Here is a 15,533-nt window from a genome sequence, read left to right as displayed (position 1 = left end):
GCTCCCCCCGAGCCCTTGATCGCGTCGGAGGCTCGGGGCCGCTTCACCCTGTCGGCGCCCGGCAGCCTCGCCGGGTGCCCTCCCCGCCTCAACCCGATCGCTCGATCCCCCCGAGCCATCGGAGGCGGTTGCGATGGCGAGACGAAGCCCACCGCGTCCACCAATCAGGGGCCCGGGGCACCTCATCCAGTTCGGCGGCGAGGCTGCCGTCCGAGGCCGTTGACGCCAGGGTCGCGGCACGTCCCGAGAGGGGGAACAAACCGGGGAAGGCAGGCAAGCCGATTGCCCCAGGGCCGCCGAAGCGGATCGTCCTCGCCGGTGCTCCCCCCGACGGGAGGATTCCGAAGCGGTGAAACCCGTTGTCGGGACTGAAGCCGGCCACCGCCAGGTCGGTCCGCCCGTCCCCGTCGAAGTCGCCGGCAACGGGCACGTCCCCCGCTCCCCCGAAGGGAAAGGTCACGGTGGGGCGACCGGTGCTGAAGAGTATCCCGAACCTCGAGTAATCGTTCCGAGGGCTGTAGCCGTAGACGGCAGGGTCGGCGCGGCCATCGCCGTCGAAATCGCCGATCACGGGAGAGTCGTCCCGGCCCCCGAACGGGACCGGATAGGCGCCCAACGCCTGGGAGAACGTCGGGTCATTCTGGCCCGAGGGGAGGATGGCGAAGCGGCTGAATCCGTCGGCTGGACTGTATCCATACACGGCGAGGTCGGTCCGCCAGTCGCCGTCGAAGTCGCCGGGCACCGGGAAGTCGAACGGGCCGCCGAAGGGTCGGCTGAAGGCCTGGCCCGAGGCCGACAGGATCACTCCGAATCGGCTCAATCCTTCGTTCGGGCTGAATCCATAGACGGCGAGATCGGTGAAGCCGTCGCCGTCGAAGTCGCCGGGCACGGGGAAGTCGAACGGGCCGCCGAAGGGAACCGACCGGGTCGCCCCATCGGTCGATCGGCGATAGAGGAACCGTGCATAACCACGCGACGGGTCGTAACCGAAGACGGCCGGGTCGACGATCCCGTCCCCATCGAAGTCCGCGTCGACGGGGAAATCCCCCGTCGCTCCCAGTTCCTCGACCCGGAACGACTGGTCAGACGACCGCCAGATCTCGAAGCGTCCCACCCCGCCGATGACGGTATAGGTCGAGACATCGGTCTTCCCGTCCCCGTCGTAATCGGCCGGGACCGCGCTGCGGCGGACGGAGAAGGGGGTCGAGGCCGTGCCGACCCCCTGGTTCCCGGCCAGGTCTCGCACGCCGCCGGCATCCACCCACAGCTCGTAGGACCCCGACAGGGCGGTCGCGTCCGCGAGGCCGTCGATCCGGTAGATCGTCGGCGACTGCGGGACGGTCGTCAGGCTGACTCCCGGGCCGAGCGGCACATACTGGCCGTCTCGGAGCAGGCGGAGCGCCGAGACCTGGAAGCTCCCCGGCACGATCGGCTCACTGAACTGGACCTCGACCGAGGCGACCGGGACCCGATTGGCGTTCGGCACCACCGGGCCGACCCGGACGATGGTGGTCGGCATCCGGTCCACGAAAATCCGGGAGATTCCGGAGAGGAGCCCGCCCTGCCCGTCGTCTACCTGGCCGGCCACCAGCAGCGCCCCCTGGCCGTCCAGGGCGGCACCTCGAGCCCGATCCGAGTTGAAGGGCCGGGGTCCGAGATCGAAGGGGATCAAGACGCGGCCGTGCTCGCCGAAGGTGCCGACGAGTTGCCCCGTGGAACTCAGTTGAATCACCCCGAAGTCTGCATCTCCCTCGGCACTCTGGACCTCTCCCGAGACGAGGAGACGCCCATCCCCCTGCCTGGCCAACGCGACGGCGATGTCACGCGCCCCGGTCCCCACGTCGACCCGGACACGGCCGTCCTGGCCGAACCCCTGATCCGGCGTCCCGTTGGCATTGAGCCTGACGATGCCGAAATCGCTCTGCCCGTCGTCTCGGAGGACGGTCCCGGCCGCCACGACCTTGCCGTCCGGCTGGAGGACGAGGGCGGCCGGGTCGTCGTGCCGGCGATCGGCGGTGGTCCCGAGGTCGAACCCGAGGGCCACCCGGCCGCCCTGGCCGAACGAGGGATCGAGACGACCATCCGGGTGCAGTCGGGCGAACCCGAAGTCGCGGTGCCGCGCCGCGGTCGCGACCGAACCGGTGACCACGATCCGGCCATCGGGCAGGATCGCCACACCGGTCGCGTCATCATCCTGCTGCTCGACCGACGGACCGAGATCGAACGCGACGACGGCCCGGCCCCCCTCGGCGAAGCTCGCGTCGAGGCTCCCATCGGGGTGGAGCCGGACCAGTCCGAAATCGTTCTTGTCTCCCACGTCGTCGACCGACCCCACGACCAGGATCCTGCCGTCGGGCTGCACGACGACATCCCGGGCGACCTCGTCCTGCTCGATCACGGTCGAACCCCGGTCGAAGCCGACGACCACCCGGCCGCCCCTCCCGAAGTGGGGATCGAGCCGCCCATCGGCAAGCAGTCGCGCGATCCCGAAGTCACGCTGACCGCCGGATTGCTCGACGGCCCCGACCACCAGGATCTTGCCATCCGCCTGAACCGCGACCCCCTGAGCCCGATCGCTTGCGTTCGAGCCGAGGTCGAAGGGGATGACGGTCATCCCCGCCGTGCCGAAGCCGGTGTCGAGCTGGCCGTCCGACGCGAACCGGAGGACGACGAAGTCATCGTTCCCCCCTCGACTGACCGTGCCCACCAGCACCGAGCCGCGTCCGGCATCCACGGCCATGTCCCTGATCTCGGCGAGGTCGGCGATCGCCGCCGTCCCCCGGCCGGGGAGGTCGGGCCGACCGAAGCCGAGATCGATGGAGCCGTCGAGCAGCGTACGCCCTTCCAGCGTTTGCAGCGCGGGTCGGAGTTGCGTCCGAGGGCGAGGGCGAGGGCGCGGGCGATCCCTGCGGCTGCTGAACCGTTCGCGAACCAGGCCCGGGCCGGTCGGCAAGGCATTCATCAAGATATTCCCGAATCAGGCGAGACGGGCGGAGAAAGGCGAGCACCGCCACACGTCCGGAAGGATTCCAGGGCCGCCATGCCGTCGATTCGCCCGGCGGGGAAAACGAACGCGCCGGGCCGACGACACGACTCTGGTCTCAATGCGCGAGGCCGTTTGACCACTTTTTGAAACGTCGCACCCGAAGCATCGACCAGAACCCGTCTCAATGTTGATTGAGAATTCTCATCAATTCAATCTGTTTCACCGCAATTCAACGAGGTCGGCACCACCGCCTCGTCGCTCGCACACACCCACCCCAGGCGAAGCCCTCGTTCTCCGGGACCGACGACCCCGGGGCCATCCGCGAACGTCCACGGCGGGTCGAAATCCGGTTTGGCCCCGCCCGGATGCCCGAGACTCCTGTACGAGGATCGCGTAAGCTGGGGCACCTCGTCCCGATGCCCCTGACCCACGAGACCAATCCCGTGATCGAGCGTCTCTTGATTCCCGCCTGGAATGCCCCGGCCCGATCGGTCGACGACTGGAACGCTCAGCTCGAACAGCTCGGGGACCCTCCCGTGATCGATCGCAGGGATCCGGAGGAACTCTGGATCGTCCTCGACCCGATCGGGACCCGCCTGCTGGCGGTGATGGAGGGCTCGACCCTGGTCGCCCTGCACGCCGAAATCGACGGCCCTGACCCCTCGAACGCCCTCGACCTGCTGGGACGGGCCGCCGACGCCCTGGACTGGGAAGTCCACGAGACCGAGGACGAGGACGACGAGGGGGCGTGAGTGCCCCCTCCGCCCGGCCGACGATGCTCACGATTCGGATTCGAACCGGATGCCCGGCAACGCCTGGACCGCCTGCTGCAAGGCCTGCTCCCACTGGTCGTGGATGGCCGCCAGGTCCGGGTCTCGCTCGGCGAAGCGACGACGGCGGCGGATTTCGAGGTCGTCTCGCGAGTAGAGCACGAGGTCGATCGGCGGGCCGACGGTCACGTTGGATCGCATCGTCGAATCGAGCGAGATCAGGGCGTAGAGCGCCGCGTCGTCGAGCGTGGTCCGCTCGTATCGCACCCCTCGATCGAGGATCGGCCGTCCATATTTACACTCGCCGATCTGCAGGTAGGGCGATTCCTCCGAGGCGCGGAGCGGATTGCCCTGGGGATAGATCAGGTACAGGTCGTGCGGCTGGCCCCGAATCTGCCCGGCGAGCACGGTATGGACGTTGAACCGGTAGGAACTCTGTTCCAGGGCCTCGCGATCCAGCTCGGCCACGCGGCGGACCTTCTCGCCGACCACCCGAGCGGCGTCGTACATCGTCTCGCACGAGGCGAGCCCGCCCCCCTGCTCGAAATCCTGCCGGAGCAAGGCCACCATCGACTGGCTGCAGGACAGGCTCCCGCTCGTCATCAGCACGAACACGCGCTGGCCGGGCGTCTCGAACGCGTGCATTTTCTTGCAGACGTTCACCTGGTCGTACCCGGCGTTGGTCCGCGAGTCCGACGCGACGACGAAACCGTCCTTCGTGATAATCCCCAGGCAGTACGTCATCCGCGCCGTCCCCTCCGCCGTCTCGGCTGATTCAATCGCCTCGGAATGCCCCCCGACGGGCGTCGACAGGCCTCTCGACCGCCGCCCGTCAAGGTCTCGCGCCGCGCCCTTGAACTCGCGCCGCTCCCGCGAACCTGAATACCACGGGGCCGCCAGGCTTCGCAAGCCAGGGCGGCCGGGCAGAGGGTCCGGATCCGCCCGGGAGTTGCCGGCCGGGGAGAAACAAACGCTCGACGCGTTCGATTCGATCGATGCAATCCGCCGGGCGAGCCGTTAAGATCGAGCGCGTTGACCAACCCGAGAGGACTCCGCACATGACAGCTCTGATTTCTCAGGCGGCGATGTTCGCGGCGCTGCTGGTCGGTTCTCCGAACCTCTCCAGCACGATCGACGCGACGGCGTGGACGAAGCACACGATCAACGACCGCAGCCCGTTCGAGGCGGCCGGGGCGTTCGATGTCGATGGTGACGGGACGCTCGACGTCGTTTGCGGCGAGACCTGGTACAAGGGGCCGGATTTCCAGGCCTCGTACAAGGTCCGCGACGTCACCCAGCAAGGCACCTACTTCAACTGTTTCGCGACCCTGCCGGTCGATGTGAACGGCGACGGCCGGATGGATTACGTCACCTGCTCCTATTTCGGGCGCGACGTGGGGTGGGTCGAGAACCCCGGCGAGGCCGGTGCGCCCTGGACCTATCACGAGATCGACCTGCCGGGGCCGAGCGAGGCCGCCTGGATGGTCGACCTGACCGGCGACGGCCAGCCCGAAGTCCTGCCGAACCCGGTCAACGTGGTGGTCTTCTACCGGCTCGACGATCCGGGCCCGAACGCCTCGTGGACGAAGGTCGAGCTGGGGACCGAGCAGGCCGGGCACGGGGTCGGCTCCGGCGACGTGAACGGCGACGGGCGGGTCGACATCCTCACGCCGAAAGGCTGGTTCGAATCCCCGGAAGATCCCCTGAGCGAGTCCTGGACCTTCCACGGCGAATGGTCCTTGCTCGGCGGCCACGCCGATCGCCCGAACGACATGGCCACCGGCATCCAGATCCTCGCGAAGGACGTCGATGGCGACGGGCTCTCCGACGTGATCTACGGGATGGGGCACAACTACGGCCTCTACTGGATCAAGCAGCAGCAGGACGCCGAGGGACGCCGCGGCTGGTCCGAGCCGATGTTCATCGACGACACGATCCACCAGGCCCACACCCTGCTCTGGGCCGACCTCGACGGCAGCGGCCGGGGGAATCACCTGGTCACCGGCACCCGCATCTACGGCCACGAAGTGGAGCCGGGCGACACCGATGCGCCGATCATCGCCTCCTATCGCTTCGACCGGGACGCGGGCCAGTGGACCCGATCGCTCCTCTATCAGGGCGAGCCGGCCACCGACGCCCCTCCCCCCGACCGGGCCGGCGATCGGAACGCCTTGAACGATTTCCCCCGGGGCACCGCCGGGACCGGCTTGCAGATGATGGCCGTCGACCTCGACGACGACGGCGACCTCGACCTGCTCTGCCCCGGCAAGAGCGGCCTCTACTGGCTCGAAAATCCGCGGACGCCCTGACGCGGCAACCCGGCCGAATTCGACGCGTCCGGCCTTCGCCTCGGGTCGCCTCTTACGGTATCGTGGGGGGTGATCCGAGGAACTGATCTTCGATGGAATTTCGCGACCGGGAGTGTTCCGATCATGGCAACCGCCTCTGCCTCGTCCCCCTTATCAAAGCTCCAGGCCCAGAAGCAAAGCGTCTGGATCGATTTCATGAGCCGCGCGTTCGTCCGCCAGGGGGAGCTCGCCCGCCTGATCGAAGAGGACGGCCTGCAAGGGGCCACCTCGAACCCGACGATCTTCGAAAAGGCCATCGGCCACAGCGCCGACTACGACGACGACACCCGGCGCCTGGTCTCCGAAGGGGCGGACGTCGACACGATTTACCAGGATCTGGTCGTCGCCGACATCCAGGGCGCGCTCGACCTGTTCCGCCCGGTCTACGACCGCACCGACGGCCTGGACGGCTACGTCAGCCTCGAGGTCTCGCCGCTGCTGGCCCACGAACGCGAGAAGACGACCGAGGAGGCCGGGCATTACTGGCAGCGGCTCGACCGGCCGAACGCGATGATCAAGATCCCCGGGACCCCCGAATGCGTCCCGGCTGTTGAGGACTCGCTGGCGGCGGGCCTCAATATCAACGTCACCCTGCTGTTCAGCGTCGAGGCGTATGAGGCGGTGGCTCAGGCGTACGTCCGCGCCCTGAAGCGCCGGGTCGACGCGGGCCAGCCGGTCGATCACATCGCCTCGGTCGCCAGCTTCTTCGTGTCTCGGATCGATACCGAGGTCGACAAGCGGCTCGATGCCCTGATCGCGAAGGAATCGGACGAGGGCCGCAAGGCCCAGCTCGAATCGCTCAAGGGCAAGGCTGCCATCGCCAACGCGAAGAACGCCTTCGCCGTCTACGAGCGGATTTTCTCCGGGCCGGAGTGGGACGCCCTGGCCGCCAGGGGGGCCCGCGTCCAGCGGCTGCTCTGGGCCTCGGTCGGCACCAAGAACCCGAGCTACCCGGACACGCTCTACATCGACGAGCTGATCGGCCCGGACACCGTCAGCACCATGCCCCCCGAGACGTACAACGCCTTCCGCGATCACGGCCGCGTCGTCGAGCAGCCCACGCTGACGGCCGCGATGGCCGATGCCCAGGGCATCGTCGCGCAACTGGCCGAGGCCGGAATCGGCCTGAACGACGTGACCGACTTCCTGCTGAAGGACGGCGTCGAGAAATTCGCCCAGTCCTTCGACGACCTTTACGCCGCCGTCCGGGCGAAGCGCGAGCAATTCGCCCGCTGACCCGATCGCAGGGTCGCGGCCGAAGCACCCGGCCATCACCCCTCGCATGGCGCATACGAAACGGCCGACCCACCCCCCAGGGAACTGGGAGGTGTGCCGGCCGTCGTCGTGTGCGACAGCGAATCCGAGGTGGACCCGATCCCATTGCGATCAGGGACCGAGGCCACCGTGCGTCCGGAAGGGCGTCATGTGCGACGGCTGGTCAAGGAACCAGAACCGTTCCCACTCATCGCCGATTTGCCGCAGGTTTTCCGAGTCGACGAGCAATTGCTCGACTCGCCTGGGCGGATAGGCCGCGTAGCGCGGCAGGGGGACGGGCGCACAACCCTCGCTCGTGACGAGGACCGCCCCCAGCAGGGCCAGGGCCAAATACGGTTTCCGCATGAGAGATACCTCCCGCCTCCGTTCGGGATCGACCGGACCGGGGCGATCCTCCTGCACCCGGCTGCTACCGCGTGGCAACAGCCGAGCCGGTCCGGTGGGGGCGTTCCGAAATCGGGACGCGACCCGGCTGGAGCCGGTCTCGCCCATCGCGACGCACGCCCACCGCCCGATGGGCGTCCTGTCCGTCCCGACCCGGCCCGATCGCCGCGAACCGCTCAGCGCTTCGCGTCGGCCCCGGCGGATGAATGCACCCGAGGGGGTTTCGAACCCGGATCGACGGACCCGTCACCTTCAAAATCGGAATCTCCGTCGTCTTTCTCCAGCGGAAGTTTCGAAGGGTCCATCTTGCGGACCAGTTCTTCCATTTCCTTGCCCGGCTTGAAGGTCACGACATTCTTGGCCGGGACGGAAACCTTGTCGCCGGTCCGGGGGTTGCGCGCCTTGCGCGGGGCGCGTCGCTTGACCTCGAAGACGCCGAAGTTGCGAAGCTCGATCCGACCCTCCTCGACCAAGGTCTTGATGATCTCGTCCAGTGTCCGCTGGACGATGTCTTTGGTCTTGAGCTGCGTCAGCCCGATCTCCTCGGAGATCTTCTTCACGATCTCTTTCTTCGTCACGATGGCGGTCTCCAGCGGGAGCAGCTCGGCCCGACCCCAAGGGGGACGTTCGGCTCAACTTTATTGGTCACTTGGACTAATGTCAAGCGCTTCCCAGACGGGAACCGCATCAGGGCGGTCAGGCTCCGCCTCGGCAGGCCCACGATCCGCGCGCTCGACGCGCAGTCGTCCCGAGGCCACGGCGGCGTGGAGGTGCGTATGCATCCTTGCATAATTCCAGGGCAGGCCGAGCCCGTCGACCAGGCGCCGGATCCGAGCCAGATAGCGCTCGGTCAGCGGCCCCGCCTGGCCGTCGAACTTCGGGTCGCAAAAGTAAACGCGACAGCCCAGCGGCCGAGCGGCCCGGGCGCCGCAACGGCCGTGTCCATCCTGCCAGGGGCAGGTCTCCCCCGCATCGAGCGGGCGAGCCGGCGGAGGGGCGTCGGAGATCAGGACCGCCGCCTCGGCTTCAGACACGAAGAGCGTGTGATCATACTCCTGGAACCGGCAGCACCGACCGCTCAGCTCGCAGACCGGCCCGAGCCGGGCGACCTCCGAGTCGAGTTCGGCATAAAGCTGCTGGAGAGGCCCCCGGACGAGGTCGGGGTCGATCATCGGGGTTGATTCGTCGCACGATTGCTCGTGATGGCTCATGAGGCCGTCCGCGACGCGGCGGCCTCGATCTCCTCGACGCTGAACCATTGCCCCTTTCCGGATCCGGGACAGGTCCGCCGGACCTCCTCCCAATCCTGGGGGGTTTCGAGATTCTCGGACCAGAAGGGCCAGGTCCGGCACTGGATCGGCCGAGCCTCGTAGACCGTGCAGCCGCCGGCACGATCCCAGAAGATGCAGTCGCCATTCGGCCGCTCGACCAGGCTGTAGCGGCGGCCAACCCGGCGGACGTACTCCTGCCCGAACTGCTCGGGCGAGAGCCCGACATGGTCGGCCAGGCGTTGAAGTTCTTCGACATTCACCCAGACGTAGCCCGGTGCCCCCGTACAGCAGTTGCCGCACTGGGTGCAGGTGAACCGCAGGCCGTCTCGATACCAGGGTGCGCCGGTTTCGGAGTTCATGGTCGGGCCGGGATGGTGCGCGTCGAGGAGGCGTTCTCGGGCGGAACGTTCAGCGATCCGAGCATATCAATCGCGCGGTCCCGGCTCAAGTCCGATCATCACAAGTCGTCAATTCGGAGCAGTTTGCGTGCGGCGGTCTCTTTCCCAGGTTGCCCGATCGACGATCTCGATTCCCGTCACGACGGCGAATCACCCCTGACGCCCTCAGCGGGAAGTCCCCGGATCACCCGGCACGGATTGCCCGCCGCCAGGACGTTCGGGGGGATGTCCTTCGTCACGACGCTGCCCGCGCCGATCGTCGAACCGTCCCCGATCGTGACTCCCGGGCAGATGATGGCCCCGCCGCCGACCCAGACATCGCTGCCGATCGTCACCGGATACGCCATCTCCGGCCCCTTGCGCCGCTCGGCCGCCAGGACCGGGTGTGTCGCGGTATACACCTGGACCGCAGGCCCGAACATCGTCCGGTCGCCGACCCGGATCCAGTTGCAGTCGAGGAAGATGCAGTGGAAGTTCAGGTACACGCCGTCGCCGAATTCGATGAACTCCCCGTAGTCGCAGGAGAAGGGCGGCTCGACCCAGACCCCGGCCCCCACCTTCCCGATCAACTGTCGGAGGAGTTCCCCTCGCCTCTCCTCCTCAAACGGCCCTGAGCTGTTGTATGCGGCCATCAGGACCCTGGCCTGCTTCCGAGCCGCCACAAGGTCAGGATCGAAACCGAGATACAGTTCGCCTGCGAGCATCTTCTCGCGTTCGGTCCGGTTCGATTCCAAGGATCTCCTCCAGTCCAGGAAGGGGACACATCTCGATCTGCGATCGTTGCCGGGAAGCGTGATTGCCGCCCCGGCCATCGTCATCGCGACCGCCTGAGACAATCGCCGCGGAACCCGTGGCACCAACCGATGCTCGCGGTCACGAACCCGATGACGGCACTGATTCCCAGAATAAGGAGCAACAGACCCCCGACCAGGGACCAGGCCCGGAACATCCCCTCCGGGCTGATGAGCCATCCCAGGCCGAAGATCACGAGGCCCACCACCGGGAGTAGCGCCGACGCCAGGTAGAGGCGAAACGCGGGAAGCCTCGCAGCCAGTGCAATTCCCGTTCCGAACCAGGCGAGGAACAGGCCGTACCCGACCAGGAGCAACAGGTCTGCGCCGGTCCGACCTCCCCGGTTACTTGAAGTGAGAAGACCGGCCGCGACGAAGGTCCCCACGACCGCGATCGCCAGGGAGATCGGCCTTCGTCGAATCCTCGCGAGCCGACGCCTCATCACAACACCCCCGGGCGGTCATCCGCCGATCGAGTGCATCAGGCGCTCCGGCTTGATGAAGTTCGCCGCATTGATCTGATGTCCTTCCCACTTGGCGGCCACGCTGTCTCGCAGGGCGACGGCCAGGTCGAGGTCCGAGGCCCCGCCGCGAATCAAGGCGCGGATGTCGGTCTCGTCGAGGGCGAACAGGCAGTTGCGGAGCTTCCCGTCGGCCGTGATCCGCACGCGGTTGCAACTGCCGCAGAACGGGCGGCTGACCGAGGCGATCAGGCCGACCCGGCCTCCGCCATCGGCGTAATCGTAATCGACCGCCGGGGCCCTCGGGTCCTGATCGGGGGCGGGTGCGAGGGGGCCGATCTCCTTCGCAAGCAACTCCAGGATCTCGGACGCATAGAGCACCTTGCCCCGCTCCCAGGCGTTGCCGGCGTCGAGGGGCATGTACTCGATGAATCGGAGTTCCAGGCCGTGTTCACGCGCAAATCGGGCGAGCGGGACGACATCCTCGTCCGTCTCCCCCTTGATCGCCACGGCGTTGACCTTCACCGGGTCGAACCCGGCCTCCCTGGCGGCGAGGATCCCTTCGATCACCTTCTCGAATCCGGGGCGACGGGTCAGCCGCTGGAAGCGCTCGGGGTCCATCGTGTCGAGGCTGACGTTGATCCGCCTCAGGCCCGCGCCGTGCAGGGTCCGGGCCATCGGCCCGAGGAGGATGCCGTTGGTGGTCAGGCCCACATCCACAATGCCGGGAATCCGGGCCAACTTCTCGATCAGGACCGGCAGGTCCCGCCGCACGAGCGGCTCGCCGCCGGTCAGGCGGAGCTTGGTGATGCCCAGCGTCGTCGCGACCCGGACGAAGCGCTCGATCTCCTCGAAGCTCAGCAGGTCCGCCCGCGGGAGGAACTGCACCTGCTCGGGCATGCAGTAGGTGCAGCGGATGTTGCAGCGGTCGGTGACGCTGATGCGGAGGTTGTTGTGGAGCCGTCCGAAGCGGTCGATGAGCCGATCGGTTGCCATGGCGTCGAGCTCGCGGTTCGGGTCGCGGTCTTTCACGTCGTGCTTCGATTGAATCGAGCTTACCTGATCCGTGCCGAGAATTCACGGACCGGCCTGGCCGGATTCGGGGCCGAGGCCCGGATGGACCCACTCCTCGGTGCCGTCGGCCCAGATCTCTTTCTTCCAGATCGGCACGACCTGCTTGATTGTATCCATCAGCCACTGGCAGGCCTCGAACGCGGCGACGCGATGCGGCGAGCTGACGGCGACCACCACGCTGATCTCCCCCAGTTCGACGCGGCCGACCCGATGCACGACCGCCACCTCGATCAGGTCCCAGCGCTGCCTGGCCTGGGCTTCCAGATCTTCGAGCGTCCGCTCGGCCATCCCGGGATAGGCCTCGTAGTCGAGGTGGTTCGTCGTCCGACCTCCGGTGAATTCGCGGGTCGTCCCCAGGAAGGTACAGACGGCCCCGGCTCGGGTCGATCGGACCCGGTCGGTCACGGCGGCATGGTCAATCGGCTGGTCAGTAATGGCGATCATGGGTCGTCACGGCGTGGGCAAGGGGCCAGTCGGGAAGACAGGGACCGGAAATCAAATCCGAAACCGGATGCTCGATCATTGCGTCCCCGCCGGCGGGGTTGCAAACGCTGCCGAGCCCCCGCTCACCGGGGGAATCAGGGCGATCTCGCTCCCCTCGGCGACCGCAACGGCGTCGCCGACATACTCGTTCTCGACCGCCACCATCATGGCGGGCAACAGCAACGCCAGCTCCGGGTACTGCTCGCCCGCGGCCCGCCTCAGGTCCCCGACGGTGGCCGGCTCGGGCAGATCGACGCGAATCTCGGGGGCTCCGACCCGCTGTCGGGCGACGGCGAAGAGGCGGATCGTCACGGTCACGGGGTCGGCTCCGGCATTGCGATCGGCGAAAGGTCGGCTCGGGCGATCTCTTGCCGCCCCGATTCCCGGATGGCTAGTCTGAACCGATTCCGGGTCAGGTTCAATCGCCCTTCGGGAGTCGCGGACGGATGATGCAGCGGAGCGGGGGGACGGAGCGGGCCGAGATCGACACGGAACTTGCCATTCTGGTCCGAGGGGCGCGGGTCCACAATCTCCGAGACCTCGACGTCGACCTGCCCCGCGACCGGCTCGTCGTCCTGACCGGCGTCTCGGGATCGGGCAAGAGCTCGCTGGCCTTCGACACCCTGCACGCCGAGGGGCAGCGCCGCTACATCGAAGGGCTCTCGGCCTATGCCCGGCAGTTCCTCGAACAGCTCGAACCGCCCGAGGTCGACCTCATCGACGGCCTGCCGCCGACGGTCGCCATCGACCAGAAATCCGGCGCCGCCAGCCCCCGGAGCACCGTCGCCACCATCACCGAGATCCACGACTACCTCCGCCTGCTCTACGCCCGGGCCGGGACGCCCCACTGCCCGGACTGCGGCGAGCCGATCCGATCGCAGACGGCCGAGCAGATGGTCGGCTCGGCGCTCGGCCTGGGAGACGGGCGCAAGGTGATCGTGCTCGCCCCCATCGTCCGAGGCCGCAAGGGGCAGCATCTCGACGCCTTCCGGGCCATCCGCCGGGCCGGCCTGATCCGGGCTCGCGTCGACGGCGAGACGATCGAGCTGACCGACGAGCCGCCGAAGCTCGCCAAGACGAAGACGCACGACATCGAGGCCGTGGTCGATCGCCTGGTCGTCCGCGAGGGGATCCGGGCCCGCCTGGCCGACAGCGTCGACCTGGCCCTCTCGCTCGGCGATGGCTCGCTCATCCTCATGATCCAGCAGGACGACGGCTCATGGCTCGATCGCTCCCTGAGCACCCGCCTCGCCTGTCCCCGCTGCGACCTGGGCTTGCCCGAGATCGAGCCCCGGACCTTCAGCTTCAACAGCCCTTACGGCGCGTGCCCCTCGTGCGACGGCCTCGGCGTCGTCTCGGCGTTCGATCCGGAGCTGGTCCTCCCGGACCGAGAACGATCCCTCGCCCAGGGGGCCGTCGCCGCCTGGAATGCCTTGCCGCCGAAATCCCGGGCCGAGGTCCAGGCGGACGATCGCCTCATCGCATTCCTGAACCACCATGCGTTGACCGACGAGACGCCCCTCGCCTCCTGGCCCGCTCGCGCGCTCCGCGCCTTCCTCGAAGGAGGCCCGACCGGCAAGGGGAAACCGCCCTTCCCCGGCATCCTCGCCGAATTGCAGGCCGTGTACGAGGCGGTCAACGAGCGGCGACGCGACGCGCTGAACGCCTTCCGATCCGACCTCCCCTGCCCCGCCTGCCGGGGGGCCCGCCTCCGGCCCGAGGCACGCGCCGTCACGCTCGACGGAACCCCGATCCACGTCCTCACCGCCCTGACGGCAGGCCGGTGTCGAGACTTGCTCCAGACGCTTCGGTTCGAGCCGCCTCTGGATCGCGTCGGGCCCCCGTTGATTGCCGAAGTGGTCGGCCGCTTGACGTTCCTGGAGCGGGTCGGGCTCGATTACCTGACCCTCGACCGACCGGCCGACACGCTCTCGGGGGGCGAGTTGCAGCGCGTTCGGTTGGCCACGCAGATCGGCTCGGGCCTGGTCGGGGTCTGTTACGTGCTCGACGAGCCGACCGCCGGACTCCACCCGAGGGACACCGAGCGCCTGATCCAGAGCCTCGTTGACCTCCGCGACCGGGGCAACACGGTCCTCGTCGTCGAGCACGACGAGTCGATGATCCGGGCCGCCGACTGGCTGCTCGACCTCGGCCCCGGGGCCGGACCCGAAGGGGGCACGATCGTCGCCCAGGGACCGCCCGATGCCCTGGTCGAATCCGAGCCGGGCGCGTCGGTCACGCTGCCCTATCTCGTCGGGGGCGGCTCCCCCGCCCCATCGTCCGGGGAACGGCTCTCCCGGAGCCCCGGGTCGATCACCATCCTGGGGGCCACCGAACACAACCTGAAGTCGATTGATGTCGAGATCCCGACGGGAACCTTGACCTGCGTCTCGGGGGTCAGCGGTTCGGGGAAAAGCACGCTCGTGCTGGAGATCCTCGCGAACGCGGCGCGCAGGGCCCTGGAACAGGCCGGCCCCAAACCCGGAGCCCATCGAGCGATCACCGGGCTTGAACACGTTGACAAGCTCATCGTCATCGACCAGTCGCCGATCGGCCGCACCCCGCGATCGACCCCGGCCACCTATACCGGCCTGTTCGACGACATTCGCCGGGTCTATGCGACCACCCGGGAGGCCCGCGTGCGCGGCTACGGACCCGGCCGGTTCAGCTTCAACGTCAAGGGAGGGCGCTGCGGGGTGTGCGACGGCCAGGGGGTGCGCCGCGTCGAGATGACCTTCCTGCCCGATCTCGACATCCCCTGCGAGGCTTGCCGCGGGCTCCGCTTCGATCGGGCGACGCTCGCATGCCGATACAAAGGAGAATCGATCGGCGAGGTCCTGCTCATGCGCGTCGATGAGGCACGCGACCTGTTCGACAACGTCCCCCGGGTCGCCCGAGGGTTGGATTCCCTGCACGAGGCCGGCCTGGGCTACGTCACGCTGGGCCAGTCGAGCACCACCCTTTCGGGCGGCGAGGCCCAGCGGGTGAAGCTCGCCGCCGAGCTGGGCCGGGTCGCCACGGGCCGGACGCTCTATCTCCTGGACGAGCCGACCACGGGGCTGCACTTCGCCGACGTGGCGAACCTGCTCCGGCTCCTCAACCGCCTGGCCGACCTGGGGAACACCGTGGTCGTGATCGAGCACAACCCCGAGGTCCTCCGCGCCGCGGACTGGCTCATCGACCTCGGGCCCGATGCCGGAGAGAATGGGGGCACCGTCGTCGCCATGAGCCCCCCCCAGGACGTCGCCGCGGCCGGGATCGGCCATACGAGCCGATCCCTCTGACCGGCTCG

The 15,533-nt window shown here is 68.1% G+C and carries 15 protein-coding genes; 4 read left to right on the top strand and 11 right to left on the bottom strand.

The genetic code is table 11. The features are described from left to right. Nucleotides 1-88 precede the first annotated feature (88 nt). Nucleotides 89-2,962 (bottom strand): hypothetical protein, encoded by a 2,874-nt coding sequence (locus tag AB1L88_RS00550; RefSeq protein ID WP_367094672.1) that lies wholly within the window; start codon nucleotides 2,960-2,962, stop codon nucleotides 89-91. 440 nt (nucleotides 2,963-3,402) lie between these two features. Between AB1L88_RS00550 and AB1L88_RS00545 the strand changes: the two genes are divergently transcribed. Further along, on the top strand, nucleotides 3,403-3,738 hold the full coding sequence (locus AB1L88_RS00545; protein ID WP_367094671.1) for a hypothetical protein: 336 nt from the start codon (nucleotides 3,403-3,405) through the stop codon (nucleotides 3,736-3,738). Nucleotides 3,739-3,765: 27 nt separating this feature from the next. Here the strand turns inward: AB1L88_RS00545 and AB1L88_RS00540 are convergent, their stop codons facing one another. Continuing rightward, nucleotides 3,766-4,500: a peptidase gene (locus AB1L88_RS00540; RefSeq protein WP_367094670.1), complete on the bottom strand. Its 735-nt coding sequence runs from the start codon at nucleotides 4,498-4,500 to the stop codon at nucleotides 3,766-3,768. Nucleotides 4,501-4,814: 314 nt separating this feature from the next. On the opposite strand from AB1L88_RS00540, the gene AB1L88_RS00535 reads away from it, so the two are divergent. Both AB1L88_RS00535 and tal read left to right on the top strand, forming a co-directional pair. Next, nucleotides 4,815-6,065, top strand: a complete 1,251-nt coding sequence (locus AB1L88_RS00535) for a VCBS repeat-containing protein (RefSeq protein ID WP_367094669.1) — start codon at nucleotides 4,815-4,817, stop codon at nucleotides 6,063-6,065. A gap of 123 nt (nucleotides 6,066-6,188) precedes the next feature. Continuing rightward, nucleotides 6,189-7,340 carry a transaldolase gene (gene tal, locus AB1L88_RS00530; protein ID WP_367094668.1) on the top strand — a complete coding sequence of 384 codons (1,152 nt, stop codon included), beginning with the start codon at nucleotides 6,189-6,191 and terminating at the stop codon, nucleotides 7,338-7,340. Between the two features lie 150 nt (nucleotides 7,341-7,490). Here tal and AB1L88_RS00525 read toward each other — a convergent pair whose 3' ends face one another. The 9 genes from AB1L88_RS00525 to AB1L88_RS00485 form a co-directional block, all read right to left on the bottom strand. After that, nucleotides 7,491-7,724 (bottom strand): hypothetical protein, encoded by a 234-nt coding sequence (locus AB1L88_RS00525; RefSeq protein ID WP_152051901.1) that lies wholly within the window; start codon nucleotides 7,722-7,724, stop codon nucleotides 7,491-7,493. Nucleotides 7,725-7,939: 215 nt separating this feature from the next. Beyond that, a complete protein-coding gene (locus AB1L88_RS00520) occupies nucleotides 7,940-8,341 on the bottom strand; it encodes an HU family DNA-binding protein (protein ID WP_367094667.1) in 402 nt (133 codons plus the stop codon). A gap of 60 nt (nucleotides 8,342-8,401) precedes the next feature. After that, complete coding sequence (locus AB1L88_RS00515; protein ID WP_367094666.1) at nucleotides 8,402-8,974, bottom strand: hypothetical protein; 573 nt, start codon at nucleotides 8,972-8,974, stop codon at nucleotides 8,402-8,404. Beyond that, nucleotides 8,971-9,393 carry a YkgJ family cysteine cluster protein gene (locus AB1L88_RS00510; protein ID WP_367094665.1) on the bottom strand — a complete coding sequence of 141 codons (423 nt, stop codon included), beginning with the start codon at nucleotides 9,391-9,393 and terminating at the stop codon, nucleotides 8,971-8,973. Before AB1L88_RS00510 ends, AB1L88_RS00515 begins: the two co-directional genes overlap by 4 nt. A 176-nt stretch (nucleotides 9,394-9,569) precedes the next feature. Then, nucleotides 9,570-10,136 (bottom strand): sugar O-acetyltransferase, encoded by a 567-nt coding sequence (locus AB1L88_RS00505; RefSeq protein ID WP_367095041.1) that lies wholly within the window; start codon nucleotides 10,134-10,136, stop codon nucleotides 9,570-9,572. Nucleotides 10,137-10,246: 110 nt separating this feature from the next. After that, nucleotides 10,247-10,666: a hypothetical protein gene (locus AB1L88_RS00500; RefSeq protein WP_367094664.1), complete on the bottom strand. Its 420-nt coding sequence runs from the start codon at nucleotides 10,664-10,666 to the stop codon at nucleotides 10,247-10,249. An 18-nt stretch (nucleotides 10,667-10,684) separates the two neighbouring features. Further along, a complete protein-coding gene (gene moaA / locus AB1L88_RS00495) occupies nucleotides 10,685-11,680 on the bottom strand; it encodes a GTP 3',8-cyclase MoaA (protein ID WP_367095040.1) in 996 nt (331 codons plus the stop codon). An 81-nt stretch (nucleotides 11,681-11,761) separates the two neighbouring features. Next, nucleotides 11,762-12,202 (bottom strand): molybdenum cofactor biosynthesis protein MoaE, encoded by a 441-nt coding sequence (locus AB1L88_RS00490; protein WP_367094663.1) that lies wholly within the window; start codon nucleotides 12,200-12,202, stop codon nucleotides 11,762-11,764. Nucleotides 12,203-12,277: 75 nt separating this feature from the next. Then, on the bottom strand, nucleotides 12,278-12,559 hold the full coding sequence (locus tag AB1L88_RS00485; RefSeq protein WP_367094662.1) for a MoaD/ThiS family protein: 282 nt from the start codon (nucleotides 12,557-12,559) through the stop codon (nucleotides 12,278-12,280). A gap of 128 nt (nucleotides 12,560-12,687) precedes the next feature. Between AB1L88_RS00485 and uvrA the strand changes: the two genes are divergently transcribed. Then, on the top strand, nucleotides 12,688-15,525 hold the full coding sequence (uvrA, locus tag AB1L88_RS00480; protein WP_367094661.1) for an excinuclease ABC subunit UvrA: 2,838 nt from the start codon (nucleotides 12,688-12,690) through the stop codon (nucleotides 15,523-15,525). The last annotated feature ends 8 nt before the right edge of the window (nucleotides 15,526-15,533 follow it).

The organism is Tautonia sp. JC769, assembly GCF_040717455.1.
In the GTDB taxonomy this organism is placed as follows: Bacteria; Planctomycetota; Planctomycetia; order Isosphaerales; family Isosphaeraceae; genus Tautonia.
Note: the sequence above shows the minus strand (reverse complement) of the source record. Positions and strands in the feature narration are given on the sequence as shown.